Consider the following 26,398-nt stretch of genomic DNA (forward strand, 5'->3'; position numbering starts at 1 on the left):
CCGGAAGGCGTCAGGGCAGGCCGTCGAGCTTTTTCCCGGCAGTGATGCCGTGCGTGCCGAACCACCCTTGCGCCATTTCCAGCGCGTAGCGCACCGGCTTCTTTGCGCAATGCGGGTCTTCGGTCTGCGGCGCCATGTCTTCAATGTTGACGATCGTGCCGTCGTCGGCGATAAAGGCAATCGACAGGGGCAGCAGCGTGTTGCGCATCCAGAAGCACTGCACGTCCGGCTGGTCGAAGACGAACAGCATGCCGTCGTTGCCCGGCAGCTCCCTGCGGAACATCAGGCCGTCGCGCCGCGTGGCGTCCGTGTTTGCAACTTCTGCGCGGATAATATGGATTCCGGCCGACAATTGCGTCGTGGGCAGACGCGGCTGCGGGCCGGTCTGTTGCTGGGCGCTGGCGGGCAGGGGCAGGGCGGCTGCGATCGCGATGGCGGCGGCGGCGATCACCGGCGCCTTGCGGCCGCCCGCGTTTGCCGCTGACGTTGCCTTGGTGAAGGTTGTTTTGAACAGCGTACGAACAATGGGAAACAAAACGGCAATCTTCAGCATGGCCCGGCGGAGTATTAAGAAAAATAACAAGGCGGGGCCCGAAAGCCCCGCCTGGATAATGGCGCAACCTTACCGTTGCGCTTTAAAGGGTAACTCAGGCAGCCGTAATATTGAGCGCCTGTTTTCCTTTAGGCCCCTGGATAATCTCGAAGGCCACTTTCTGGCCTTCTTTCAGGGTTTTAAAACCATTCATCTGGATGGACGAGAAGTGGGCGAACAGATCTTCACCGCCATCGTCGGGCGTAATGAAGCCAAACCCCTTTGCATCGTTGAACCATTTGACGGTGCCCGTCGATTTGGGATTGTCCCCTTGGACGGCGGTTGCGGTCGTATCAGACATGCGGCCTGCCTCATTGAATCGTATGTTGACAGAAGGGCATTGTGGTCTAGACCCCTGTCCCCCCTCCGGCTTCCTGGCAGATTTTCGGTAAATTGAAAACCCCAGAATGCGTGGATAATGCGCCGCTTTTCTTGACCTAGTCAAGTATGGATACTACGTATTTCTGCGTGTAATTTTCAGTAAGTTGAGTGGTTGCCGTCCCCAGTTTAAATAGAATACCCGCCCTATGAGTTCTACCTTGGATTCCCAGCATGACTTGGTCGTCGAGAAGGCGCCGGCACGTACTGCGCCGCCGCCGATGTACCAGGTGTTGCTGCTTAATGACGACTACACCCCGATGGAGTTCGTCGTGAAAGTGCTGCAGAAATTCTTCAATAAAAACCAGGAAGAGGCGACGCGCATCATGCTGCAAGTGCATCACGAAGGCCGAGGCGTCTGCGGGGTTTACCCCCGTGACCTCGCCGCCACACGGATCGCGCAGGTCGGTCAGTATGCGCGGGCGCGTCAACACCCGCTGCAGTGCGTGATGGAACCGGTTTGATCTCGACAAAACACAATGGCGCCGCCAGCAATGGCGGCGTTGTGCTGCCGGTTGCATCCCGGGCACAGGGATGAACGGTTTTGCCGCGTAACGGGAAGCGCGCGGCACATGCGGGTCGGCAGCTCCGCCGCTAAGGAGCGTTGCGTTCTAGTGGGCGGGGAGGTTTCGCCGTGAGTGGAAAGTTCAACAAGACCTGGCTGGCTGTAGCCGGGATCGCGGTGGTGGCCGGCGCGATTGGCGCGGGCTGGTGGATGGGCAAGGGGCAGCAGCCGGCAAGTCCGGCAGCGGTTCCGGCGGCGCAGACAGCGACCGCCGCGGCTCCGCAGGCGGCGAACAGCGCGGCGCCAGCACTGCCTGCCACCGCAACCGTGGGCGCCGCGGATCCCTTCGCGGCCTTGAATTGCCAACCCCGCCAATACAACGATGCCTTGTCGCTGGCCGTGACCTTCACGCAGCCGGTGGATGCCAAGAGCAATCTGGACGCTTTCCTTCAGGTGACCGATACGGGTTCGACGGCCGGCAAGGCCGACGAGGACAGCGAATCGGCCGCCGCGCCGGGCCAGCAGCCGGCCTCGGTGCGACCTGGCGATTCCGCGCCGAAGGGCAAGATCCTCAAGGGCAACTGGGTCGTCGGAGACAACCCGCGCGTGGTGTACTTCCCGTATGTGCAGCCGCAGCGCTCCTACGCGATCACGGTCCGCTCGGGCCTGCCCGGCGCGGGCGAAAAGGTCGCGCTGACCGAGGCTTCGCATTGCGAAGTCAGCACGCAGGCCATGCCGCCGTCGTTTTACTTCGCCAGCCGCGGCGTCGTGCTGCCCGCCGGCCAGAACGGCGGCCTGCCGGTCGCCACGGTGAATGTGCCCGAGGTTGACGTGCAGTTCCTGCGCGTGTCTCCCGACCGCGTGCCCGAACTCTTCGACACCGTGCTGGGCGTGGGCCGCACGCCGGCCGCCTCGGAAGACGAGGACGACGGCAACTATGACGAGAACGACTGGCGCTACGCCGGTAACCGCAGCCTGAAGGGCTCGGTCAGCAACTGGGACCTGGACCGGCTGAATTCGCTGACGACCAGCGTCTATCAGGGCCGCTTCGTCACCGACGACAAGCCGAACCGCCGTCACGTCACGTTCCTGCCCGTCGAGGGCATCAAGGAACTGCAGGAGCCGGGCATCTACGTTGCGGTCATGAGCCAACCTGGCCGTTTCCGCTATGAGTACCAGGTCACCTATTTCTACGTCAGCGACATCGGGCTGCACGCCCGCCGCTACAGCGACCGCATCGAAGCGTATTCGGTGTCGCTGAAGTCCGGCCAGGCCATTTCCGGCGCGGTGTTTGAACTGGTGGACGGCGCCGGCAAGCCGCTGGCCAAGGCGGCCGCCGATGCGCAGGGCCATGTCCGCTTTGACGGCAGCTTTGCCAATGCCCGCGTCATCCGCGCCTCGCGCGACAAGGAAATGACCGTGCTGGCGCTGGGCGAACCGGCCCTGGATCTGTCCGAATTCGATACGGGCGGCCATGCGTCGCGCGCCAACAATCTGTTCGTCTACGCCGGCCGCAACCTGTATCGCCCCGGCGAGACCTTCCACGTATCGGTGCTGCCGCGCGACCTCGACGGCCGCGTGCTGACGCCGTCGCCGCTGACTGCCACCATCAAGCGTCCGGATGGCCGCACGATGCAGACCGCGCTGTGGCAACCGCAGAAGGATCTGCCCGGTTACGTCGAACGCGCGATCGATCTGCCGCTGGATGCCCAGACCGGCACGTGGCTGCTGGAACTGCGCGTCGATCCGTCCTCGCGCGCGCCGGATGCCTCGTGGAAGTTCCAGGTCGAGGAATTCCTGCCCGAACGCATGAAGATGGCGCTGACCTCGGGCCAGGACGTGTTGTCCCCCGACGAGGAGCTGACCGTCGATGTGCAGGGCGACTACCTGTATGGCGCGCCGGCTGCCGGCAACCGTCTGCTGGCCACCTTCCAGGTCAAACGTGATCGTTTTGCGCTGGCCCAGCAATGGCCGGGCTTCATCTTTGGCGACGTGGCCGACGATATGCGCCGCAGCTTCGGTGAACTGCCGGAATCCGCGCTGGACGACAAGGGCCGTGCGCAGCTCGACGTGAATCCGAACGCCGCCGGCACGCATTCGCCGATGAAGGTCCGTGTGTCCGCCAGCCTGCTGGAATCCGGCGGCCGCCCGGTGGTCCGCTCCATCGAACGCACCGTCTGGCCCGCCGACAAGCTGATCGCCGTCCGTCCGCAGTTCGACAGCGACGTGGCCCGCGAGAACGCGCCGGCCGGTTTTGAAGTCATTCGCGCCAACGCGCAAGGCAAGATCGAACCGCTCGCGCAGGCGCAGATGCGTCTGTTCCGCGAAGAGCGCCAGTACTACTGGCGATTCGACGACCAGCGCGGCTGGAACAGCGGCTATACCGAAACCGAAGAACTGGTCGACTCACGCGAAATTGCGCTGAACGATCGCACCCAGCTGACCGTGCCGGTCAAGTGGGGCCGCTACCGTCTGGAAATCACGGATCCGGAAACCGGCGAAACGATGCGCTATCGCTTCTATGCCGGCTGGAACGCGCAGGACGCCGACGCCATGGGCAACCGCCCCGACCGCGTGCAGATGAAGCTGGAAGGCGTGCCCGCCAAGCCGGGCGACACCGTCAAGCTGACGCTGACGCCGCCGCATGATGGCCAGGCGCTCATCACCGTCGAAGGCGACCGCATGCTGTGGTCCAAGTGGGTGGCCGTGAAGGCCACGGGCACCGAGGTCGAGATTCCAGTCGACAAGGAATGGAAGCGCCACGACCTGTACGTGGCCGCGGCGGTGTTCCGCCCCGGCAGCGAAGGCGACCGCGTCACGCCGGCCCGCGCGCTGGGCCTGGCGTTCCTGCCGATCGCCAGTGCCGACCGCAAGCTGGACGTCAAGCTCACCGCCGCGCCCAAGGCCGTGCCGGAGACCAAGACGACCGTGCGCGTCAAGGTCGACGGCGCGCAGGGCAAGCAGGCGATGGTGACGCTGTCCGCGGTCGACGTGGGGATTCTCAACATCAACCAGTACGCCACGCCCGATCCGCTGGATTACTTCTTCGGCAAGCACCGCTACGCGCCCGAGTTGCTGGACATGTACGGCAAGCTCATCGAGAAGATGGACGGCACGAAGGGCAAGCTGAAGTGGGGCGGCGACGCCGCAATGCGCGGCGACAGCAAGAGCCTGCCCAAGAAGGTCAAGCTGGTGGATCTGTTCTCGGGTCCCGTTGCGCTCAATGCGCAGGGCGAAGCGGACATCCCGCTGGATTTGCCGGACTTCAATGGCACGCTGCGCCTGATGGCCGTCGCGTTCACGCCCGACAACTACGGCAGCACCGACGCCGAAATGGTCGTGGCAGCGCCCATCGTGGCGGAACTGAACACCCCGCGTTTCATCACGCCGGGCGACCAGGCCGCCATTGCGCTGGACGTTACCAACATGAGCGGCGCCGAACAAAAGATCTCGGTCAAGCTCGAGGCCCTGGATCCGCTGGCCATCGTCGACGGCGTGCGCACTGTCACGTTGAAAGACAAGCAGCGCACGACGCTGCGGTTCACGGCGACCACCACCGGCTCGTACGGCCTGGGCCTGATGCGTCTGACCGTGGACGGGCAGGGCGGCGCCAAGCCGATCCGCATCGTGCGCGAGTCCGTGCTGCAGGTGCAGCCCGCGCATGCGCCCGAGCGCCAAGTGCGGCGTCTGCGCCTGAATCCGGGCGAGTCGCAACCGGCGCAGGCGTCGTGGGTCGCTTCCTATTACCCGGACTCGACGACCGTCAGCCTGACCGTGTCCAATCGTCCGCCGTTCAACGTCAACCGTCTGGTCGAGGACCTGCTCAACTATCCGTATGGATGCACCGAGCAGACCATCAGCGCCGCCATGCCGTGGGTGATGCTGGATGAAGACGCCGCCAAGCAGTTCGGCCTGAAGCCGCGCACCGAGGCCGAACGCGCCGCCAAGGTCGCCGGCGCCATCAGCCGCTTGTCGGGCATGCGCAACTCGGTCGGTTCGTACAACCTCTGGAGCGGCGCGTCCTCGCGCGATGTGTGGCTGACGGCCTACGCCGTGGGCTTCATGCAGGACGCACGCGATCGTGGCTTCGATGTGCCCGAGGCGTCGCTGGATCGTTCGCGGACGTGGCTGCTGGAGCAGGTGCAGCAGAGCGCCGGCGCATTCGGCACGTGGTCGGCCAACCTGCGCCGCAACGTCGAGGCCAACCGGATCGACAGCAGCGACGCCAACGTGCTGCGCGAAGACCATCGCCGCTTTGCCGGCCTGGCCACCGCCGCGCTGGTGCTGGCGCGCGACAAGAAGGCGCCGTTGTCGACCGTGCGTCAGCTGTTCGACAACTATCAGGAGCGCGCGCGCTCGCCGCTGCCGCTGGTGCAACTGGCCGCCGCGTTCAAACTGATGGGCGACGAAGGGCGCATGAAGCAGGCGCTTGACCTGGCCATGACGCGCACCTATGGCATCAACATCAACAACCGCAGCAGCGCCTACTACGACGAATGGATGGGCGACTACGGCAGCAGCGTGCGCGACTACGCGTTGTCCTACGCGCTGGTCTCGCAATACGAGCTGCGCCACGAACGCAGCGAGAACCTGCTGAATCAGCTCTCCAGCCGCCTGGGCAACCGTTCGTACCTGTCCACGCAGGAACAGATGGCCCTGCTGCTGGCCGCGCGCGCCGCGGGCGGCAACAAGAACACGCCGTGGGAAGCGGTGCTGACCGTCAATGGCGAGCGCAAGCCGCTGACGGGCGGCAAGAGCGACCAGACCGTGTCGCTGTCGGCCGCGGATCTGGCGGGCACGCAGTTGCAGAACACGGGCAGCCAATCGCTGTTCGTCGAATACGACATCCAGGGCAGCCCGACCGCGACCCCCGCGCCGCGCAACGACATCATCCAGCTCAAGCGTGGCTGGTACCGTCCGGACGGCCGCCCGTGGGACGGCGGTACCCTGCAGACCGGCGACATGCTGGTGGTGTGGGTCCAGGCCAGCGCCAACCAGAACATCCCCGATGGTCTGCTGGTTGACCGCGTTCCGGCGGGGTTCGAGGTCGAAAACCTCAACCTGTCGCAGAGCCCGGAAATGCAGGACTGGAAAATCGGCGGGCGCCGCGTGGCCGACGCCATGTCGGATTCCAACATCAAGCATCGCGAGTTCCGCGACGACCGCTACGTCGCCGCGGTGTCGCTGGGCCGTGGCAAGGTGGACGTGTTCTATCTGGTGCGCGTCGTGACGCCGGGCCGCTACGCGGTGCCGTCGACGGTGGCCGAGGACATGTACCGCCCCGAAATCCGCGGCGTGGGTGAGCAATGGAGCACGGTCGAAATCCGCGATCGCGGCGCCAAGCGTCCTTGAACGCCGCCGCCGCTTGCCAGGCGGGCGCATCGCGCGCCCGCCGCTGGCGGCGGCGCGGCATCTTCGCGGCCAGCGCGTTATCAGCGCTGGCCGCGTTGTTATTCGCGCTCGACCGTCTGTATCCGCTGCCTCCCATCGATTCGGGCGGGGCGGCGGTTGTCGTCGCCGCCGATGGCACGCCGCTGCGCAACTATCCCAGCCGCGACGGCATCTGGCGCTATCCGGTCCAGCCCGGTCAGGTTTCGCCCCGCTACCTGGAGACGCTGCTCACCTACGAGGACCGCTGGTTCTACTGGCATCCCGGGGTGAATCCCGTGGCGCTCGCGCGCGCGGGCTGGCAGTGGGCCACCAACCGCCGCATCGTGTCTGGCGGCTCCACGCTGACCATGCAGGTGGCACGGCTGATCGATCCGCAACTGGCGGGCAAGCCGTCGCGCACGATGTCGGCCAAGCTGCGGCAGGCGTGGCGCGCCGTGCAGCTGGAAATGCACTACAGCAAGGACGAGATCCTTTCCCTGTACCTGACCCACGCGCCGATGGGCGGCATCGTCGAGGGCGTCGAGATGGGCTCACGGCTGTGGCTGGGCAAGCCGGCCCGCGACCTGGGCCCGGCAGAAGCGGCGATGCTGACCGCCTTGCCGCAGGCCCCGTCACGGCTGCGTCCCGACCGTCACCCCGAGGCCGCGCAGGCCGCCCGCGACAAGGTGCTGGATCGCATGGCCGAACTCGGCCGCTGGACTCCGGCCGAGGTGGCTGACGCCAAGATAGAAACCGTCATCGCGCCGCCGTTGCGGGCGCGCTGGCTGGCGCCCCTGGCGGCGCAGCGCCTGCTGCTGGAAACGGGCGGCGCGCGCCGCGCGGGCGGCCGGCCACCGCTGGTCGCCTCCACGCTGGATGCGGACATGCAGGCGTCGGTGGAACAAATGTTGCTGGACCGGGTCGATAACCTTCCGCCCAAGGTGTCGATGGCGGTGCTGGTGATGGACAACGATTCCCTGGAGGTCAAGGCTTACGCCGGGTCGGCAGATTTTTCCGACGATTCCCGGTACTCGCATGTGGACATGGTGCGCGGCGTGCGATCGCCGGGGTCGACGCTCAAGCCGTTTCTGTATGCCCAGGCCCTGGACGAGGGGCTGATCCATTCTGAAAGCCTGCTGATCGACGCGCCCATGTCGTTCGGCGGCTACGCACCCGGGAATTTCCAGGCGGCCTTCGCCGGGCCGATCAGCGTGGCGCAGGCGTTGCAGCGGTCGCTCAACGTGCCTGCGGTGGACCTGCTGGACCGGGTCGGACCGGCCAGTTTTGCCTCGGTTATGCTGACGGGCGGCGTGAAGTTACGAATGCCCGTGGGCGCCGAGCCAAATCTGAGCTTGATTTTGGGCGGGGGTGGCACCACATTGGAAGAACTGGTCGGCGCGTATCGTGCGCTGGCCCGGGACGGCATCTCGGGGCGGCCCCGCTTGACGGCGGAGCAGCCGGTTGTCGAGTCCCGTATGATGAGTCCTGGCGCGGCCTGGATCGTCCGGGACATCCTCGAAGGCGGTGGACACCCGGACCGGCCGTTTTACCAGTCGGGCAACCCCGGCCGGCAACTGGCCTGGAAAACCGGGACCAGTTTCGGATTCCGGGATGCCTGGGCGGTCGGCGTGACCGACAGATGGACGATCGGCGTATGGGTCGGCAGGCCCGACGGTACGCCGAATCCAGGATTTTTTGGGGCGAATGTGGCGGCGCCGCTACTGCAGGATATCGTGGCGGCATTGCCGGAAGGCGCCCAGCAGGTCCGCGTCAGGCCCGAAACGGTGCAGGCGGTGGTGACATGCTGGCCCTTGGGTTACAGGCTGGGTAGCGAGCCCTCGGGCGCGTGTCCCGAACAGCGGGCGGCCTGGATGCTCAATGAAACGGCGCCGCCCTCGTTTGCCGGCTATGCCGATGCCACCCAGGGACCGCTTCGGCTCGGGGGTGTGGCCAACGGCTCGGTGCTGCGGCCCGTGCCCGGCATGCGGCAAGTTGCGCTGGACGTCGACGTCCAGGGCGCTGAAGGCGAAGTCTGGTGGATGCTCGATGGTCGTGTCGCAAGTCATGGCGCCGCGGGTCATCCGTTTAATTTGGTGCTGGCGCACGACGGCCGGTATACGCTAACCGTCATGGATACACATGGCCGGCACGACAGCGTGGTTTTTGAAATCGCTGGCGTTACGCCATGATCGGCATAGAATATGAATCGTGTATTAGCCCGCTTCGATGCGTTACGGAGGAAGCGTGATTTCTCAAGAGCTTGAAGTCAGCCTGCATATGGCTTTCGTCGAGGCCCGTTCGGCCCGGCACGAATTTATTACCGTCGAGCACCTGCTGTTGGCGTTGCTCGACAACGCTTCGGCGGTCGAGGTCCTGCGCGCCTGCGCGGCCAACCTGGACGACCTGCGTCGCAACCTGCGCCAGTTCGTATCGGAAAACACCCCGGTGATCCCCAGCGGCGCCGAAGTCGACACGCAACCCACGTTGGGTTTCCAGCGCGTCATTCAGCGCGCGATCATGCACGTTTCCGCCGGTGGCACGGGCAAGAAGCCTGTGACGGGCGCGAACGTGCTGGTGGCCATTTTTGGCGAAAAGGACTCGCACGCCGTGTACTACCTGCAACAGCAGGGCGTCACACGCCTGGACGTGGTCAATTTCCTGTCCCATGGCATTACCAAACAGCCGCAGGTGGAGTCCGCCGCCGTGCAGAAAGAGCAACAGCCCAATGGTGAAGAGCAGGGCGACTCGCGTCAGTCGCCGCTGGATCAGTACGCCACCGACCTGAACGCCGCCGCGCTGGCCGGCCGCATCGATCCCCTAATCGGCCGCGAGCACGAAGTCGAGCGCGTCATCCAGGTGCTGTGCCGCCGCCGCAAGAACAACCCGCTGCTGGTGGGCGAGGCCGGCGTTGGCAAGACCGCCATCGCGGAAGGCCTGGCCTGGCGCATTACGCGCGGCGAAGTGCCCGAAGTCCTGCAGGCCGCTCAGGTCTATTCGCTGGACATGGGCGCGCTGCTGGCCGGCACCAAGTACCGCGGCGATTTCGAACAGCGTCTGAAAGGCGTGCTCAAGCAGATCCGCGGCAACCCCGACGCGATCCTGTTCATCGACGAAATCCACACGCTGATCGGCGCCGGTTCGGCGTCGGGCGGCACGCTGGATGCCTCCAACCTGCTCAAGCCGGCGTTGTCGTCGGGGCAGCTCAAGTGCATCGGCGCCACCACCTACACCGAATACCGCGGCGTCTTCGAAAAAGATCACGCGCTGTCGCGCCGGTTCCAGAAGATCGACGTGCCCGAGCCCAGCATCGAACAGACCGTGCAGATCCTGCGCGGCCTGAAAAGCCGCTTCGAAGAGCACCACAGCGTGCGCTATTCGGCCGCGGCGCTGTCGGCTGCCGCCGAGCTGTCGGCGCGCTTCATCAATGATCGCCACCTGCCCGACAAGGCCATCGACGTGATCGACGAGGCCGGCGCGGCGCAGCGTCTGTTGCCGCGTTCGCGCCAAAAGAAGGTGATCGGCAAGGTCGATATCGAAAACATCGTTTCCAAGATCGCGCGCATTCCGCCGCAGTCCGTCTCCAACGACGACCGCAGCAAGCTCGCCACGCTGGACCGCGACCTGAAGACGGTGGTGTTCGGCCAGGACGGCGCCATCGACGCGCTGTCGGCCGCCATCAAGATGGCGCGCTCGGGCCTGGGCAAGCCGGAAAAGCCGATCGGCGCTTTCCTGCTGTCGGGCCCCACGGGCGTCGGCAAGACCGAAGTTGCACGCCAGCTGGCGTTCACGCTGGGTGTCGAACTGCTGCGCTTCGACATGTCCGAATACATGGAGCGCCACGCGGTATCGCGCCTGATCGGCGCGCCGCCCGGATACGTGGGTTTCGACCAGGGCGGCCTGCTTACCGAGGCAATCACCAAGCAGCCGCATTGCGTGCTGCTGCTCGACGAAATCGAAAAGGCGCACCCGGATGTGTTCAACATCCTGCTGCAGGTCATGGACCACGGCACGCTGACCGACAACAACGGCCGCAAGGCAGACTTCCGCAACGTCATCCTCATCATGACGACCAACGCGGGCGCCGAGACCTTGAACCGTCCGTCGATCGGTTTTGCGAACTCGCGGATGGTCGGCGACGAAATGGCGGAAATCCGCCGCATGTTCACGCCCGAATTCCGCAACCGCCTGGACGCGATCATTCCCTTTGCCGCGCTGGACCACGAGGTCATCATGCGCGTGGTGGACAAGTTCCTCATGCAGCTTGAAGACCAGTTGCACGAGCGCCGCGTGGAGGCCGTATTCACCACGCGCCTGCGTGAACACCTTGCCAAGGAGGGGTTCGATCCGCTCATGGGCGCGCGTCCCATGCAACGTCTTATTCAGGACACCATCCGGCGCGCGCTGGCCGACGAGCTGCTGTTCGGCAAGCTGGTCGACGGCGGTTCGGTCACGGTGGATCTGGACGAGTCGGGCAAGGTTACGCTGGACTTTGACGATAGCGGCAAGCCGCCTTCGTCGGACGCGCCGGATAAGCAGGAAGTCGAACTCGTCGACTGATGACCGCGGACCGCCAGCCGCTGATCGAATGCGAACATTGCGCAAGCATCTATCGCCGACATCAGCTTGAACCTGGCGAGACCGCCAATTGTGCCCGCTGCGGCGCCGTGCTCTGGCGCTACAGCGGGCTTACTTTGTCCAATTGGCTGGCGCTCGCCATCACTGCCCTGATCGTCTTCGGGGTGGCCAACGCCTACCCGGTCGCTTCGATGTCCGTGCAGGGCATGGTCCAAGAAGCTTCCCTGCTGGATTCCATCTCCATTACCTGGCGTCAGGGCCATTGGGTCGTCTCCATCATGACCGGCCTGGCGGGCTTCGCGCTGCCTCTGTTGCAACTGATCGTGCTGCTGTGGGTGCTGGGTCCGCTGTCGCGGGGCCGCGAGCCTGCGGATTTCCACGCCGCCATGCGTCTTTTGGGTGTGCTGCGGCCGTGGTGCATGGTGCCGGTTTTCCTGCTTGGCGTGCTGGTTGCGGTCGTGAAACTGGCCGGGATGGCCGCGGTGGCGCCTGGCATCGGTCTGGCAGCGTTTGGCATCCTGACTGTGCTTCTGACGATGCTCGGCAAACTGTCGCCCCATGTGCTGTGGCGGTATGCCGAATCCGTCGGCGTGGTGCCCGTGCATGTGCCCGAAGCCGGGCCCGACGTCGTGTTGACCGGGTGCCACGTCTGCGGCCAGGTGCAGGCGCTGCCGAAGGACGCCGACCCCGAGGCGCATCATCACTGCGTGCGCTGCGACGCGGTGGTGCATTACCGCAAGCCCGACCATGTGGCGCGCACCTGGGCGCTGCTGCTTGCGGCCGTCGTCTTCTACATCCCTGCTAATGTGCTGCCGGTCATGAACGTCAGTTCGCTGCTGGGCGACAGCGCGCACACCATTCTGGGTGGCGTGGTGGAACTCTGGCAGATGGGCTCGTGGGACATTGCGCTGATCGTGTTCATCGCCAGCGTGGCGGTGCCGCTGACCAAGCTGCTGGCACTTATCTTGCTGCTGCTGACTGAGCAATGGCGTAGCACAACCAATCTGGGGGCGCGTACGCGGTTGTATCAGATGGTTGAATTCATTGGCCAGTGGTCCATGCTGGATGTATTTGTCGTTATATTGCTGGCGGCCCTGGCCGACTTTCAGGGCTTGATGGAAATCAGCGCCGGTGCCGGCGCCGCCGCGTTCGGCGTGGTTGTCATCCTGACCATGCTGGCTGCCATGAGCTTCGACCTGCGTCGTAGCTGGGACCTTGAAGGTCAGACCGAAATCGAATCAGCGCCGGTGGAGGGCCGGCATGCGCCGGCGTCCGTCTCCGGCAAGCAAGTGGGCTAGGAAAGGCCTCCCGCCGTTGTTTTCCGCTCAGAAAAGGAAAAAGTAGATGTCCGAGCAAGCCCCCGGATCTGGTGAAGAGAAATTCGCGTCGCCCGCGATCTCGCGCAAGAAGAAGAGCCGGATCTCCTGGATCTGGCTGGTCCCTGTCGTGGCCGCATTGATGGGCCTGTCGCTGGTCGTGCGGACCTGGATGCAGGCCGGACCCGACATTTCCATCTCTTTCAATACTGCCGAAGGCCTGGAAGTGGGCAAGACCCAGCTTCGCTACAAGGACGTGAACATCGGCACGGTCAAGTCCATCGGCTTCAATGCCGACCGCAGCAAGGTGGTCGTGAAAGCCGAGCTCTCCAAGCAGGTCTCCGACCTGGCGCGCGAAGGCACCAACTTCTGGGTGGTGCGGCCGCGGCTGGACGTAAGCGGCGTGTCGGGCCTGGGCACTCTGCTGTCGGGCGCCTATATCGGCGTGGACGCGGAAGAGGGCAAGGACAACAGCAACCGCGCCACGAAGCTGTCTTTTGAAGGTCTGGAAACCCCGCCCGCCGTGACCCACGACCGCGCGGGCAAGCGCTTCATGCTCAAGGCCTCGGACCTGGGCTCTCTGGATATCGGCTCGCCCGTCTATTACCGCCGCATCAACGTGGGCCGCGTGATCGGTTACGCCCTGGACGAGAACGGCAGCGCCGTGAACGTCGAGGTGTTCGTCGATGCGCCCAACGACAAATTCGTCACCAACGGCACCCGCTTCTGGAACGCCAGCGGCGTGGACTTCAGCGTCAATGCCGATGGCCTGAAGGTGCGCACGCAGTCGCTGGTCTCCATGGCGGTGGGCGGCGTGGCGTTCGCAACCGTGCAGAACGCTCGCGATGGCGATGCGGCGGCCAAGGCCGACACCGAGTTCGACTTGTACGCCACCGAGGCCGCAGCCAAGGCCAACCCTGACGGCGAAGCCTTCCCGATCCGCATGCGCTTTGACCAGTCGATCCGCGGGCTGACCGTGGGGGCACCGATCGACTTCAACGGCATCACGCTGGGCGACGTCACGCAGATCACGCTGGACTTCGATCCCGCCACCAAGCGCTTCTATTCGCTGGTGGACGCCACCCTGTATCCGGAACGCCTGGGCCGCGTCTACGAAGAAGTCCGCGAACGAGCGATCAAGGAAGGCGACGTGGCAGGCGGCCGCTTGCTGGGCGTGATGATCAAGCATGGCCTGCGCGCGCAACTGCGCACGGCCAACCTGCTGACCGGCCAGCTCTACGTGGTGCTGGACAACGTGCCGAACGCCAAGCCGGTTGAGTTCGAGATGTCGGAACCGGCGATCATCCCGACGGTGCCGGGCAACCTGGATCAGCTCCAGCAGCAGGTCACCAACATCGTCACCAAGATCGAGAAGATTCCGTTCGACAAGATCGGCGAGGACCTGCGCGCCACGCTGGCCAGCACGTCCAAGCTGATGAATCGTCTGGACAAGCAGGTGGCGCCCGAAGCCCAGAAGGCGCTCAAGGCAGCCAAGGACTCGATGGCGAACATCAACTCGCTGCTGGCCTCTGACGCCTCGCTGCCGGTCAATACCGAACGGGCGATGCAGGAACTGAGCCGTGCGGCGCGTTCGCTGCGCGCGCTGGCCGACTTCCTGCAATCGAATCCCGAAGCCCTGCTGCGCGGCAGAGGCGAAGACCCCATCCCGGGCGCCGGCCCAGTCAGGAACTAGACGCTCATGAAAAGCCGACTCTCTTGCTCCGCAACCCCGTCCCGCAGCAAACGCGCCCGCGCCGCGCTGACCGTGCTGGCGCTGTCCGGCGCGCTGGCCGCGTGCGGGTCGTCGCCGCCCGTCCACTACTACACGCTGCAGACGCCCGAGCGGTCGGGTGCGCCCGCCGCGGCGCCGGGTTCCGCCTCGTTCCTGATCGAGGTGCAGTCCGTCACGCTGTCCACGCAAGCCGACCAGCCGCAGTTGATGGTCCGCACCGGCGACGGCAGCATTTCCGCCTTGTATTCCGAGCGTTGGAGCTCGCCGCTGGGCGACGAGTTGCGCAATGCCTTGTCCGATGCGCTCAAGCGTGACCTTGGCGCACTCGACGTGCAGATGGTCAAGCCGGGTCCGGGGGCGCCGATCTGGCGCGTCCAGACCGACTTGCAACGCTTCGAGATGGTGTCCGGCAGCATGGCGCAACTGGACGCCACCTGGCGGGTACGGCCCGTCGACACCAAGGGCAGGGGCCTCTTGTGCCGCAGCGTCGTCACCGAAAACGTGCCGGACGAGGCCGTCGGCAGCCTGATCGCGGCGCAGCAGCGCGCGGTGGTGAGCCTGGCGGGCGTCATGGCGGCTGCCATTCGCGGCCAGAATCCGGCGGGCTCCGGCTCGGTCCAGATGATGGGATGTTCCGCGCTGAAGGAATGATCCGCCCCGGGTTTCCCGGATAAACCTCGCGATCTCAGGCGGTTAACTGGGTTCAACCTAGGGTTAACCTTAATACAAACGCGGTTGCAACCTGTCTAGCATACGGTCCTACCCATACTGGGTCCTGTCCGGGCCCAGTTACACCTTTGCCATGCGACAGGAAGCAATCTCTTATGGCCAGCACGACCCTCGGCGTCAAAGTCGACGACGCACTCCGCGACCGCCTGAAAGCCGCCGCCACCAAGCTCAACTGCACGCCGCACTGGCTGCATAAGCAGGCGATCCTGTCCTATCTGGACAAGATCGAGCGCGGCCATCTGCCCGCCGAGATGTCCCACCTGAGCGCGGATGCCGCGGGCGAAGAGGATGCGGCCGAATCCCATGCCGCACCCACGCCGCCGTTCTACGAATTCGGCCAGGACGTGCAGCCGCAATCCGTGCTGCGCGCCGCCATCACGGCGGCCTATCGCCGCCCCGAACCCGAGTGCGTGCCGCTGCTGTTGGGCCAGGCCCGCGTGCCCAACCTGGAAAAGGTGCACGCGATGGCGGCCGGCCTGGTCAAGAAGCTGCGCGGCAAGCGCACCGGTGGCGGGGTCGAAGGCCTGATCCAGGAATTCTCGCTGTCCAGCCAGGAAGGCGTGGCGCTGATGTGCCTGGCCGAAGCGCTGCTGCGCATTCCCGACCGCGCCACGCGCGACGCGCTGATCCGCGACAAGGTCGCCCGCGGCGACTGGAAGTCGCATATGGGCGGTTCGCAGTCGCTGTTCGTCAACGCGGCCACCTGGGGTCTGATGATCACGGGCAAGCTGGTGGCCGTGAGCAGCGAGCAGTCGCTGTCCAAGGCGCTGACGCGCCTGATCGGCAAGGGCGGCGAGCCGCTGGTGCGCAAGGGCGTGAACATGGCCATGCGCATGATGGGCGAACAGTTCGTGTCCGGTCAGACGATTTCCGAAGCCCTGGCCAACAACCGCAAGATGGAATCGCGCGGTTTCCGCTATTCGTACGACATGCTCGGCGAAGCGGCGACCACGGCGGAAGACGCCGAGCGCTACTACGCCTCGTATGAGCAGGCCATCCACGCGATCGGCAAGGCCGCTGCGGGCCGCGGTATCTACGAAGGCCCCGGGATCTCGATCAAGCTGTCCGCCCTGCATCCGCGTTATTCGCGTGCCCAGCGCGAGCGCGTCATGGCGGAACTGCTGCCGCGCGTGAAGGCGCTGACCATCCTGGCGCGCAGCTACGACATCGGCCTGAACATCGACGCCGAAGAAGCCGACCGCCTGGAGATCTCGCTGGACCTGCTGGAAGCGCTGTGCTTCACGCCTGAACTCGAAGGCTGGAGCGGCATCGGCTTCGTCATCCAGGCTTACCAGAAGCGCGCGCCGTTCGTCATCGATTACGTGATCGACCTGGCCCGCCGCAGCCGCCATCGCGTGATGGTCCGCCTGGTGAAGGGCGCGTATTGGGACAGCGAAATCAAGCGTGCCCAGGTCGACGGTCTGGAAGGCTACCCGGTCTACACCCGCAAGCTGTACACGGACGTGGCGTACATTGCCTGCGCCCGCAAGCTGCTGGCCGCGCCCGAAGCCGTGTATCCGCAGTTCGCCACGCACAACGCCTACACGCTGGCGGCGATCTACCAGCTTGCCGGCCAGAACTACTACCCCGGTCAATACGAGTTCCAGTGCCTGCACGGCATGGGCGAGCCGCTGTACGAAGAAGTGGTCGGCCCGCTGACCCAGGGCAAGCTCAACCGTCCGTGCCGCATCTATGCGCCGGTCGGCACGCACGAAACGCTGCTGGCGTACCTGGTGCGCCGCCTGCTGGAAAACGGCGCCAACACCTCGTTCGTGAACCTGATCGGCGATGAGACCATCCCGGTTGAAACGCTGGTTGCCGACCCGGTGGAAGCCGCCTCGCGCATCACGCCGCTGGGCGCCCCGCACGAGAAGATTCCGCTGCCGCGCGAGCTTTACGGCAATCCGCAGGACGGCGCCCGCGCCAACTCGGCGGGTCTGGACCTCAGCAACGAACATCGCCTGGGCTCGCTGTCGGCGGCGCTCCTGGCCAGCGCCGGCACGCCGTGGCGCGCCGGTCCCATGTTGGGCGAAGGCGGTGAACACTGGGATGCCGCCAAGGCAATCGAAGTGCGCAACCCGGCCAATCTGCGCGACGTGGTCGGCCATGTCATCGAAGCCGATTCGGCCGACGCCGAAGTCGCCCTGCGCGCCGCTGCCAATGCCGCGCCGATCTGGCAGTCCACGCCGGTCGCCGAGCGCGCCCAGTGCTTGCGCCGCGCGGCGCAATTGCTGGAAGAGCAGATGCAGACCCTGCTGGGCCTCATCGTGCGCGAAGCCGGCAAATCGCTGCCGAACGCCATCGCGGAAGTGCGCGAGGCCGTGGACTTCCTGCGCTACTACGCCGACCAGGCCGAGCAGGAATTCAGCAACGACACGCACCGTCCGCTGGGCACCGTGCTGTGCATCAGCCCGTGGAACTTCCCGCTGGCGATCTTCACCGGTCAAGTGGCGGCTGCGCTGGCGGCGGGCAACACCGTGCTGGCCAAGCCGGCCGAGCAGACCCCGCTGATCGCGGCGCAAGCCGTGGCCATCCTGCGCGCGGCCGGCGTGCCCGCCGGCGCCGTGCAGCTGCTGCCGGGCCGCGGCGAAACCATCGGCGCGCAACTGGTCGCCAATCCGGGCGTGCGCGGCGTGATGTTCACGGGGTCGACCGACGTCGCCCGCATCATCGCGCGCACCCTGGCCGACCGCCTGGACGACAACGGCCACACCATCCCGCTGATCGCGGAAACCGGCGGCCAGAACGCCATGGTGGTGGATTCGTCGGCCTTGTCCGAGCAGGTTGTGTTCGACGTGCTCAGTTCGGCCTTCGATTCGGCCGGCCAGCGCTGCTCGGCGCTGCGCGTGCTGTGCGTGCAGGAAGACAACGCGGATCACGTGCTGACGATGCTGCGCGGCGCGATGCGCGAGCTGGCCGTCGGCAATCCGGATCGCCTGTCGGTTGACGTGGGTCCCGTGATCGATACCGAGGCCCGCAACGGCATCCAGCGTCACATCGAATCCATGCGCACGGCCGGTCATCGCGTCGACCAGGTCGAACTGAACGGCGAATGCCGCCACGGCACCTTCGTGCCGCCGACCATCATCGAAATCGACAACGTCAGCGAGCTGACCCGGGAAGTCTTCGGGCCGGTGCTGCACGTGGTGCGCTACAAGCGCGACGAACTCGACGCGCTGCTCGACGCCGTCAACGGCACGGGTTACGGACTGACGTTTGGCGTGCACACGCGTATCGACGAGACCATCGCGCACGTGACGGGCCAGGTCCACGCCGGCAACGTCTACGTCAACCGCAACATCGTGGGCGCCGTGGTGGGCGTGCAGCCGTTCGGCGGCGAAGCGCTGTCGGGCACGGGTCCGAAGGCGGGCGGTCCGTTGTACATGTACCGCCTGCTGGGTACGCGCCCCGCAGGCCTGCCGCCGGCGCTGGACGCCGCGGCGCCGCTGCCGCAGCGCATCGCGCTGCCCGGCCCGACGGGCGAGACCAACACCTATATGGTCGAGCCGCGAGGCGCCGTGTACTGCGTGGCCGCCACCGAGGCCGGCGCGCGGGCGCAATGGTCCGTGGCCCGTCTGACCGGCAACCACGCGTGGTTTGCGGACACGCCGGCCGCGCAGGCGCTGCTGGCGACGCTGGATGCCGATCAGCAGGGCCAGGCCGGCATCCTGTCGGATGCTGACGTGGACGAGGCCGACTACCAGGCCGTGCTGTTCGAAGGCGACGGCGACGCGCTCAAGGCGCTGAACCAGCGCATCGCGCGGCGTCCGGGTCCCATCCTGGCGGTGCACGGCCTGACCTCCGACGCCTTGGCGGCGGGCGCCAGCTACGTGCCTGAACGCCTCCTGACCGAGCGTTCCGTCAGCGTCAACACGGCGGCCGCGGGCGGCAACGCCAGCCTCATGACCATCGGTTAAGCGTGACCAGGGGTAACCCTCAGGAAACTGAGGGTTATCTCCAATATCGGGCTAGGTTGCACTGGAACGAAAATCCGGTCGCACCTCTGGTCTGGCTGCCGCAATCCGGCATTCAGGCTCTGCAGAAAATGCATGCGCGGGACCCGGATATCACTGGGCCCGCGGTAGTAAAAAACCAAAAGCCTGGCTAAAAGCTCAGGTATAACAAGGCCTTAGTCCGATATTTCGGAGGATTCCCCATGAAGTTCCGCACCACTTTGAAGCTTCTCGCTGCAAGCATCGCCGCCGCCGGCATGACGGCCGCCGCGCAGGCCGCCGACGTCAAGTTCGGCTTCGCAGCCCCGCTGACCGGTCCGCAATCGCACTACGGCGAGGACATGCAGAATGGCCTGAACCTGGCCCTCGAAGAAGCGAACAAGAAGGGCATCAAGATCGACGGCGAGACGGCCAAGTTCATGCTGGTTTCGCGCGACGACCAGGCTGATCCGCGCGTGGGCGTGCAGGTCGCCCAGCAACTCGTCGACCAGGACGTTGTGGGCATCCTGGGGCACTTCAACTCGGGCACCACGATTCCCGCGTCGCGCGTCTACCACGAAGCCGGCCTGCCGCAGATCGCCATGGCGACCTCACCCGAATACACCAAGCAGGGCTACGAAACCACGTTCCGCATGATGACCAGCGACACCCAGCAGGGCGCCGCGGTCGGCAAGTTCATCGTGCAGAACCTGAAGGCCAAGAAGGTCGCGATCATCGATGACCGCACCGCCTACGGCCAGGGTCTGGCGGACGAAGTCGAGAAGGCCGTCAAGGCCGCCGGCGGCCAGGTCGTGCGCCGCGAATACACCACCGACAAGGCCAACGACTTCACGGCCATCCTGACCAACATCAAGGGTTCCGCGCCTGACGCCATCTTCTACGGCGGCCTGGACGCCCAGTCCGGCCCGATGAAGCGCCAGCTCGCCACGCTGGGCCTGAAGGCCCCGCTGGTGTCCGGCGAAATGACGCGTAGCGACACCTTCATCAAGCTGGCGGGCGACGCCGCCGACGGCACCTATGCCTCGCTGGCCGGCGTGCCGCTGGACAAGATGGCCGCGGGCAAGGACTTCGATCAGAAATACCAGGCCCGCTTCAAGAAGGCCCCCGGCGTGTACGCGCCTTACGCCTACGACGGCGCCTGGAACATGATCACGGCCATCGAAGAGGCCGGTTCCGCCGACCCCGAAAAGTACCTGCCCAAGCTGGCCAAGCTGAACCGCAAGGGCGCGACGAGCGAGCACATTTCCTACGACGACAAGGGCGATCTGAAGGAAATCTCGGTCACCATCTACGAAGTCAAGAACGGCAAGTGGGAGATGGTTGAAACGATGGTCAGCCAGGCTAACTAAGCCGGCTTGAAACCAGGGCGGAGCTGGCCGCGTGCCGCTAGCCGCGCGCCGGTAGCCGCGCGCCACGTTCCGCCCGCTCTTTTCCGCACGCGCCGTCCGGCGCAGCGGCGCGCGACGCGCGGCCAGGCCTTTGCGCCCTGGCCGCCCCGCGCGATTCTTCCAGGCTTATTCAGCGGCCCCTATGGATATCTTCATTCAACAACTGATTAACGGCGTCACGCTAGGCAGCGTGTATGCCCTGGTCGCCCTTGGCTACACCATGGTGTACGGCATCATCGGGCTGATCAACTTCGCGCATGGCGACGTCGTCATGATTGGCGCAATGGCGGCCACCACGGTCGCCATCACGCTGGTGGGCGGCGATCCCGGCGCCTCGGCCTTCGTGGTGCTGGGCGTCGGCCTGCTGGTCTCCGTCCCGCTGTGCATGGCGGTGGGCTGGACGGCCGAACGCGTGGCCTACCGGCCGTTGCGCCGCGCGCCGCGTCTGGCAGCGCTGATCACCGCGATCGGCGTGTCCATCATCCTGCAGAACGTCGCGATGATGGCCTGGGGCCGCAACTACTTGAACTTCCCGCAGGTGCTGTCGCCGCAAGTGTTCGAGTTTGGCGGCGCGCGCATGAGTTCGCTGCAGATCGCCATCGTGGTGATTGCGGCGCTGATCATGGGCGGACTGCTGGCGGTCGTGCACAAGACCCGCCTCGGCACCGCGATGCGCGCCACCGCGCAGAACCGCGAGGTTGCAGGCCTGATGGGCGTGAACATCAATACCGTGATCTCGGCCGCCTTCCTGATCGGCTCGGCGCTCGCAGCCGTGGCCGGCATGATGGTCGCCACGTATTACGGCGTGTCGCAATACACGATGGGCTTCATGCTGGGCCTTAAGGCCTTCACCGCCGCGGTGCTGGGCGGCATCGGCAATCTGGTGGGCGCGATGGCCGGCGGTCTGCTGCTGGGCATCATCGAGTCGCTGGGCGCGGGCTACATCGGCGACCTGACGGGCGGCTTCCTGGGCAGCCATTACCAGGACGTGTTCGCGTTCTTCGTGCTGGTGCTGGTGTTGATCTTCCGTCCCTCGGGTCTGCTGGGTGAACGGGTGGGGGATCGCGCATGAGCACGCATCTGAAGAAAAGCGGGTTCTCCACCCGCACGCTGATCGGCATCGCGCTGATCGGCGTCGTGCTCGCGGTACTGCCGTTCGTGATCGGCATGGCCGGCCAAAGCTGGGTTCGCATCCTGAACTTTGCGCTGCTGTACGTGATGCTGGCGTTGGGCCTGAACATCGTGGTGGGCTTTGCGGGTCTGCTGGACCTGGGCTACATCGCGTTCTACGCGGTGGGCGCCTACACCTGGGCATTGCTTGCGTCGCCGCATTTCGGGCTGCACCTGCCGTTCTGGGCGATCCTGCCGATCGCGCTGGCGGTGGCATGCCTGTTCGGCGTGCTGTTGGGGGCGCCGACATTGAAGTTGCGAGGCGACTACCTGGCCATCGTCACGTTAGGGTTCGGCGAGATCATCCGCATCTTCCTGAACAACCTGAACGCGCCCATCAACATCACCAACGGGCCACAGGGCATCAACCGCATCGACACGTTCAAGGTTGGCGAGTTTGCGTTTGGGCGTACCCAGAACCTGCTGGGCATCCGCTTCACCGGGCCGGAAAAGTACTACTACCTGCTGCTCGCGCTGACGCTCATCATCATCGTGGTCTGCGTGCGCCTGCAGAATTCCCGCATCGGCCGTGCGTGGGAAGCCATTCGCGAAGATGAAATCGCCGCCAAGGCGATGGGCATCAACACCCGCAACATCAAGCTGCTGGCCTTCGCGATGGGCGCATCGTTCGGTGGCGTGGCCGGCGCGCTGTTCGCGTCGATGCAAGGTTTCGTCAGCCCCGAAAGCTTCTCACTCATGGAGTCCATTTCGATCCTGTGCATGGTGGTGCTGGGCGGCATGGGCCACATTCCGGGCGTCATCCTGGGCGCGCTGATCCTGGCTGCGTTGCCGGAGTTTCTGCGCGCCGTCGTGGAGCCCGTGCAGCACATGCTGTTCGGCGCCGTGGTGCTGGATCCGGAAGGCATCCGCATGCTGCTGTTCGGCCTGGCCATGGTGTGCGTGATGCTGTTCCGTCCGGCGGGCCTTTGGCCGTCGGCGGTGCGCAAGCGCGAACTGGCGACCAAGACGCAAGGAGGCGCGGCATGAGCAAACTGCTGCAAGCCCAGGGACTGGGCAAGCGCTTTGGCGGCCTGCAGGCCTTGTCGGGCGTCAGTTTCGATATCGAACAGGGCGAGATCTACGGCCTGATCGGCCCGAACGGCGCGGGCAAAACCACGCTGTTCAACGTGCTGACCGGCCTCTACATCCCAGAGGAAGGCACCTGCACGTTCAACGGCGAATCCATGGCGGGCAAGAAGCCGCACGAGGTCGCCTACGCGGGCCTGGCGCGCACCTTCCAGAACATCCGCCTGTTCGCCAACCTGAGCGCGATCGAAAACGTGATGATCGGCCGCCACATGCGCACCCGCGCCGGCGTGCTGGGCGCGGTGCTGCGCACGCGCGCAACGCGTGCCGAAGAGGCCGCCATCGAGGCGCGCGCTCAGGAACTGCTGGACTACGTCGGCATCGGCCATCGCGCCAACGACGTCGCGCGGTCGCTGCCGTATGGCGACCAGCGGCGCCTGGAGATCGCGCGTGCGCTGGCGACGGATCCCAAGTTGCTGGCGCTGGACGAACCGGCCGCGGGCATGAATGCCTCGGAAACGGTAGTGCTGCGCAAGCTGGTCGAAAAGATCCGCGCGGACGGTGTCACCGTGCTGCTGATCGAACACGACATGAAGCTCGTCATGGGCCTGTGCGATCGCGTGCTGGTGCTGGAGTACGGGAAAGTGCTGGCGATGGGCAAACCCGCCCAGGTGCAGCGCGATCCCAAGGTCATTGAAGCGTATCTGGGCGCGGGCGCCGCGCAGGATCCGCTCATCCACAACGAGGGCCAGGCAACATGACGGCATCCCAACCCCTGCTCGAGCTGCGGGGCCTGCAAGTGTCCTACGGCGGCATCCGTGCAGTGCGCGGCATCGACCTGCGCGTGGACGAAGGCGAACTGGTCTGCCTGATCGGCGCCAACGGCGCGGGCAAGAGCACGACGCTGCGCGCCATTTGCGGACTGGTGCCGCTGGCCGGCGGCGAAGTCGTCTACGCCGGGCAATCCATCGGCGGCCAGAAGTCGCATGAGCTGGTCCGCAAGGGTCTCGTCATGGTGCCCGAAGGCCGCGGCATCTTTGGGCAACTGACCATCGAAGAGAACCTGGCGATGGGCGGCTACATCCGCCGCGACGCGGCCCAGATCCGCCAGGACACGGATCGCGTCTTCACCTTGTTCCCGCGTCTGGCCGAACGCCGCAAGCAGGCAGCCGGCACGCTGTCGGGCGGCGAGCAGCAGATGGTGGCGATGGGACGCGCGATGATCGCGCGTCCCAAGCTGCTGCTGCTGGACGAACCGTCGATGGGCTTGGCGCCCTTGATGGTGGAAAAGGTGTTCGAAGTGGTTCGCACCATCGCCAGCGAAGGCGTCACCATTCTGCTCATCGAGCAGAACGCGCGCCTGGCCCTGGAAAACAGCCATCGCGGCTACGTGATGGAGTCGGGCGAGATCACCTTGTCCGGTCCCGCGCGCGACATGCTGCACGATCCCAAGGTGCGCGCGGCGTATCTGGGCGAAGTGGAGTAATCGGGCGGACGCAAGGCGGTCTTGCCGCCTTGCGTTCTTGCTGCTTCAGGCCCGCACCGGCTCGCGGTCCACGGCCGCGACCACCCCGGCGCCGATCAGCGCGTCGATCTCTTCCTTGCCGTAGCCGAATTCCCCCAGGATCGCGATGGAGTCCTCGCCCAGCCGCGGTGCGGCGCGATGGTAGCGGGCGGGCGTGGCCGACAGTTTCACGGGCATGCCCACGGTGCGCACCTTGCCGGCCACGGGATGATCCTGTTCCACCACCATTTCACGCGCCAGCGTCTGCGGGTGCGATAACGCCTGCGCGATCGAGTGGACGGGGCCCGCCGGAACACCCGCGTCGTCGAAGATGTTCAGCCATTCCTGCGCATCACGGGTCTTCAGGATGGCGGAGATTTCCTCCACCAATTCATCGCGGTTCTGCATGCGGTCGCGATTGCGGGCAAAGCGCGGATCTTCCGCCCACTCGGGCCGCCCCAGCGCCTGCGCGATGCGCTGCCAGTTTTTTTCGTTGGCGCCGCCGATGATGATCCAGTCCGTGCGCGTGGGAAACGCCTGGTACGGCGCGCTCAGCACATGCGCCGATCCCGTGGGACCGGGCGAGACGCCGCTGCCGAAATAGATGGCGGCGTGCCAGTAGAGCTGCTGCAGGCTGGCTTCCAGCAACGAAGTTTCCACGATCTGGCCTTCGCCGGTGCGTTGCTTGTGCTGGTACGCGGCCAGCACGCCGAAGGCCGCCAGCAGGCCCGCGTTGATGTCGGCCACCGAATTGCCGGTGCGCAGCGGCGGGCCGCCAGGCTCACCGGTGATGGCCATCAAGCCTGAAAACCCCTGCGCCACGAGATCGAAGCCGCCTTTATCCGCAAAGGGGCCGGTCGTGCCGTAGCCGGACACGGCGCAATAGATCAGGCCCGGGTTCTCCTTGCGCAGGGTCTCGTAGCCCAGGCCCAGCTTCTCCATCGTGCCCTTGCGGAAGTTCTCGGTCACCACGTCGGCGTCGCGGATCATGCGCAACAGGACCTTCTTGCCTTCCGGATGCTTGAGGTCCAGCGCGATGGCGCGCTTGTTGCGGTTGAGCATCAGGTATGGCGCCGAGATGCCGTTGATCTGCGGGTCGCGATACTGGCGCGAATCGTCGCCGCCGTCGATCTTTTCGACCTTGATGACGTCGGCGCCCAGGTCGGCCAGCATCATGCCGCAGGTGGGGCCAGCCATGATCTGGGACAGCTCGATGACGCGCATGCCGGCCAGCGCGCCGGCGGGGGCATCAGAACCAGGGAAGGGCGGGCGGCCGGAGCCGCGGGTGTCGTTGTGCATGCGTATTCCTCGATCTCTCGTTCAGCGGCCGGTGAATTGCGGCTTGGCCTTGGCCAGGAAGGCGCGATAGCCCGCGCGGAAGTCTTCGGTGTCGAAGCAGTCGAACGCCTCGTCGCGGTCGGCGTCCGTCAGCGTCTTGCCCTGCACCAGATTGCGCACGAACTTCTTGTGCCAGCGGGCCACCAGCGGCGCGCCATCGGCGATCCGGCGTGCGGCCGCCTGCGCCTCGTCGGCCACCTTGTCGTCCGCGACCACGCGCGAGACGACGCCCAGGCGCAAGGCTTCGGCGGCGTCGAAGATGTTGCCTTCCAGCAAGACCTGCAGCGCGACGGTCGGACCGACCAGCCGAACCAGCGGGGCCAGCTCCGAGTACGACATCACGAGACCCAGATTCTTGATGGGCACGCCGAACCGCGAGCTTTCGCCGCAGATGCGCAGGTCGGCCAGGCTGGCGATCTCCAGCCCGCCGCCCACGCAGATGCCGTGGATCTGCGCGACCACGGGGTGACGGCAGCCGCCGATCGCCTCGATCGTGCGGCGCATGACGGCGCCGTATTCCACCGCCTGGCGCTTGTTGCTGCGCGCGGTCTCGAATTCGCCGATGTCGTTGCCGGGCGAAAACGCCTTCTCGCCCGCGCCGCGCAGCAGCACGCAGCGCACGCCGTCGTCGCGGTCCAGTTCGAGAAACGTGTCGCCCAGCAGCCGCCAACTGTCGATCGTGAAGGCGTTGAGCTTTTCGGGCCGGTTCAGCACCACGGTCGCGATGTCGCCGTTGCGCTCGAGCAGGATGGGGGTAGCGGTAGCAGTCATGAGGTTCCTTTTGCTTGCGCGGGGCGGTCCCCGCCGGATGGATCGGGTTCA

The 26,398-nt window shown here is 65.7% G+C and carries 17 protein-coding genes; 13 read left to right on the forward strand and 4 right to left on the reverse strand.

Annotated elements, in window-relative coordinates:
* Positions 1–10: 10 nt before the first annotated feature.
* Both MHZ91_RS13070 and MHZ91_RS13075 read right to left on the reverse strand, forming a co-directional pair.
* Positions 11–553, reverse strand: coding sequence for a DUF192 domain-containing protein (locus tag MHZ91_RS13070; RefSeq protein WP_239214000.1), 543 nt, complete (start codon positions 551–553; stop codon positions 11–13).
* A 94-nt stretch (positions 554–647) separates the two neighbouring features.
* Positions 648–893 (reverse strand): cold-shock protein, encoded by a 246-nt coding sequence (locus MHZ91_RS13075; protein WP_006220277.1) that lies wholly within the window; start codon positions 891–893, stop codon positions 648–650.
* Between the two features lie 226 nt (positions 894–1,119).
* Between MHZ91_RS13075 and clpS the strand changes: the two genes are divergently transcribed.
* The 13 genes from clpS (at position 1,120) to MHZ91_RS13140 (ending at position 24,220) form a co-directional block, all read left to right on the forward strand.
* The gene (clpS, locus tag MHZ91_RS13080) at positions 1,120–1,434 is read left to right on the forward strand and encodes an ATP-dependent Clp protease adapter ClpS (RefSeq protein ID WP_056562630.1); all 315 of its coding nucleotides are present in this window, start codon (positions 1,120–1,122) and stop codon (positions 1,432–1,434) included.
* A gap of 170 nt (positions 1,435–1,604) precedes the next feature.
* Positions 1,605–6,827, forward strand: a complete 5,223-nt coding sequence (locus tag MHZ91_RS13085; RefSeq protein WP_370647807.1) for an alpha-2-macroglobulin — start codon at positions 1,605–1,607, stop codon at positions 6,825–6,827.
* Positions 6,824–9,034 (forward strand): penicillin-binding protein 1C, encoded by a 2,211-nt coding sequence (gene pbpC / locus MHZ91_RS13090; protein WP_239214001.1) that lies wholly within the window; start codon positions 6,824–6,826, stop codon positions 9,032–9,034. Before MHZ91_RS13085 ends, pbpC begins: the two co-directional genes overlap by 4 nt.
* A 55-nt stretch (positions 9,035–9,089) precedes the next feature.
* On the forward strand, positions 9,090–11,402 hold the full coding sequence (clpA, locus tag MHZ91_RS13095; protein WP_175138389.1) for an ATP-dependent Clp protease ATP-binding subunit ClpA: 2,313 nt from the start codon (positions 9,090–9,092) through the stop codon (positions 11,400–11,402).
* Entirely contained in the window at positions 11,402–12,718 is a 1,317-nt protein-coding gene (locus tag MHZ91_RS13100) for a paraquat-inducible protein A (RefSeq protein ID WP_175123469.1), read from the forward strand. The genes clpA and MHZ91_RS13100 overlap by 1 nt, the downstream gene beginning before the upstream one ends.
* Positions 12,719–12,764: 46 nt before the next feature.
* On the forward strand, positions 12,765–14,429 hold the full coding sequence (locus MHZ91_RS13105) for an intermembrane transport protein PqiB (RefSeq protein WP_191575612.1): 1,665 nt from the start codon (positions 12,765–12,767) through the stop codon (positions 14,427–14,429).
* A gap of 6 nt (positions 14,430–14,435) precedes the next feature.
* Positions 14,436–15,119: a membrane integrity-associated transporter subunit PqiC gene (locus MHZ91_RS13110; protein ID WP_239214002.1), complete on the forward strand. Its 684-nt coding sequence runs from the start codon at positions 14,436–14,438 to the stop codon at positions 15,117–15,119.
* A gap of 173 nt (positions 15,120–15,292) precedes the next feature.
* A complete protein-coding gene (gene putA, locus MHZ91_RS13115) occupies positions 15,293–19,114 on the forward strand; it encodes a trifunctional transcriptional regulator/proline dehydrogenase/L-glutamate gamma-semialdehyde dehydrogenase (RefSeq protein WP_218344732.1) in 3,822 nt (1,273 codons plus the stop codon).
* 239 nt (positions 19,115–19,353) lie between these two features.
* Positions 19,354–20,499 carry a branched-chain amino acid ABC transporter substrate-binding protein gene (locus MHZ91_RS13120; protein ID WP_239214003.1) on the forward strand — a complete coding sequence of 382 codons (1,146 nt, stop codon included), beginning with the start codon at positions 19,354–19,356 and terminating at the stop codon, positions 20,497–20,499.
* A gap of 259 nt (positions 20,500–20,758) precedes the next feature.
* The gene (locus MHZ91_RS13125) at positions 20,759–21,610 is read left to right on the forward strand and encodes a branched-chain amino acid ABC transporter permease (protein WP_370633066.1); all 852 of its coding nucleotides are present in this window, start codon (positions 20,759–20,761) and stop codon (positions 21,608–21,610) included.
* The gene (locus tag MHZ91_RS13130; protein WP_175123463.1) at positions 21,607–22,695 is read left to right on the forward strand and encodes an ABC transporter ATP-binding protein; all 1,089 of its coding nucleotides are present in this window, start codon (positions 21,607–21,609) and stop codon (positions 22,693–22,695) included. The genes MHZ91_RS13125 and MHZ91_RS13130 overlap by 4 nt, the downstream gene beginning before the upstream one ends.
* Positions 22,692–23,495: an ABC transporter ATP-binding protein gene (locus MHZ91_RS13135; protein WP_239214004.1), complete on the forward strand. Its 804-nt coding sequence runs from the start codon at positions 22,692–22,694 to the stop codon at positions 23,493–23,495. The genes MHZ91_RS13130 and MHZ91_RS13135 overlap by 4 nt, the downstream gene beginning before the upstream one ends.
* Positions 23,492–24,220, forward strand: a complete 729-nt coding sequence (locus MHZ91_RS13140) for an ABC transporter ATP-binding protein (RefSeq protein ID WP_218344733.1) — start codon at positions 23,492–23,494, stop codon at positions 24,218–24,220. The genes MHZ91_RS13135 and MHZ91_RS13140 overlap by 4 nt, the downstream gene beginning before the upstream one ends.
* A gap of 45 nt (positions 24,221–24,265) precedes the next feature.
* On the opposite strand, the gene MHZ91_RS13145 is transcribed toward MHZ91_RS13140, so the two are convergent.
* Together MHZ91_RS13145 and MHZ91_RS13150 are read right to left on the reverse strand one after the other, a co-directional pair.
* Positions 24,266–25,537 (reverse strand): CaiB/BaiF CoA-transferase family protein, encoded by a 1,272-nt coding sequence (locus tag MHZ91_RS13145; protein WP_239214005.1) that lies wholly within the window; start codon positions 25,535–25,537, stop codon positions 24,266–24,268.
* A gap of 21 nt (positions 25,538–25,558) precedes the next feature.
* Entirely contained in the window at positions 25,559–26,347 is a 789-nt protein-coding gene (locus MHZ91_RS13150) for an enoyl-CoA hydratase/isomerase family protein (RefSeq protein ID WP_218344735.1), read from the reverse strand.
* Positions 26,348–26,398: the final 51 nt, after the last annotated feature.

The sequence above is a fragment of the Achromobacter sp. ACRQX genome, assembly GCF_022346505.1.
Taxonomy (GTDB): Bacteria; Pseudomonadota; Gammaproteobacteria; order Burkholderiales; family Burkholderiaceae_B; genus Achromobacter; species Achromobacter animicus.

Coding starts and splice junctions, on each gene's coding strand:
- MHZ91_RS13070 (WP_239214000.1), bottom strand. CDS start 553: ATGCTGAAGATTGCCGTTTTGTTTCCCATTGTTCGTACGCTGTTCAAA.
- MHZ91_RS13075 (WP_006220277.1), bottom strand. CDS start 893: ATGTCTGATACGACCGCAACCGCCGTCCAAGGGGACAATCCCAAATCG.
- clpS (WP_056562630.1), top strand. CDS start 1,120: ATGAGTTCTACCTTGGATTCCCAGCATGACTTGGTCGTCGAGAAGGCG.
- MHZ91_RS13100 (WP_175123469.1), top strand. CDS start 11,402: ATGACCGCGGACCGCCAGCCGCTGATCGAATGCGAACATTGCGCAAGC.
- MHZ91_RS13105 (WP_191575612.1), top strand. CDS start 12,765: ATGTCCGAGCAAGCCCCCGGATCTGGTGAAGAGAAATTCGCGTCGCCC.
- MHZ91_RS13110 (WP_239214002.1), top strand. CDS start 14,436: ATGAAAAGCCGACTCTCTTGCTCCGCAACCCCGTCCCGCAGCAAACGC.
- putA (WP_218344732.1), top strand. CDS start 15,293: ATGGCCAGCACGACCCTCGGCGTCAAAGTCGACGACGCACTCCGCGAC.
- MHZ91_RS13120 (WP_239214003.1), top strand. CDS start 19,354: ATGAAGTTCCGCACCACTTTGAAGCTTCTCGCTGCAAGCATCGCCGCC.
- MHZ91_RS13125 (WP_370633066.1), top strand. CDS start 20,759: ATGGTGTACGGCATCATCGGGCTGATCAACTTCGCGCATGGCGACGTC.
- MHZ91_RS13130 (WP_175123463.1), top strand. CDS start 21,607: ATGAGCACGCATCTGAAGAAAAGCGGGTTCTCCACCCGCACGCTGATC.
- MHZ91_RS13135 (WP_239214004.1), top strand. CDS start 22,692: ATGAGCAAACTGCTGCAAGCCCAGGGACTGGGCAAGCGCTTTGGCGGC.
- MHZ91_RS13140 (WP_218344733.1), top strand. CDS start 23,492: ATGACGGCATCCCAACCCCTGCTCGAGCTGCGGGGCCTGCAAGTGTCC.
- MHZ91_RS13145 (WP_239214005.1), bottom strand. CDS start 25,537: ATGCACAACGACACCCGCGGCTCCGGCCGCCCGCCCTTCCCTGGTTCT.
- MHZ91_RS13150 (WP_218344735.1), bottom strand. CDS start 26,347: ATGACTGCTACCGCTACCCCCATCCTGCTCGAGCGCAACGGCGACATC.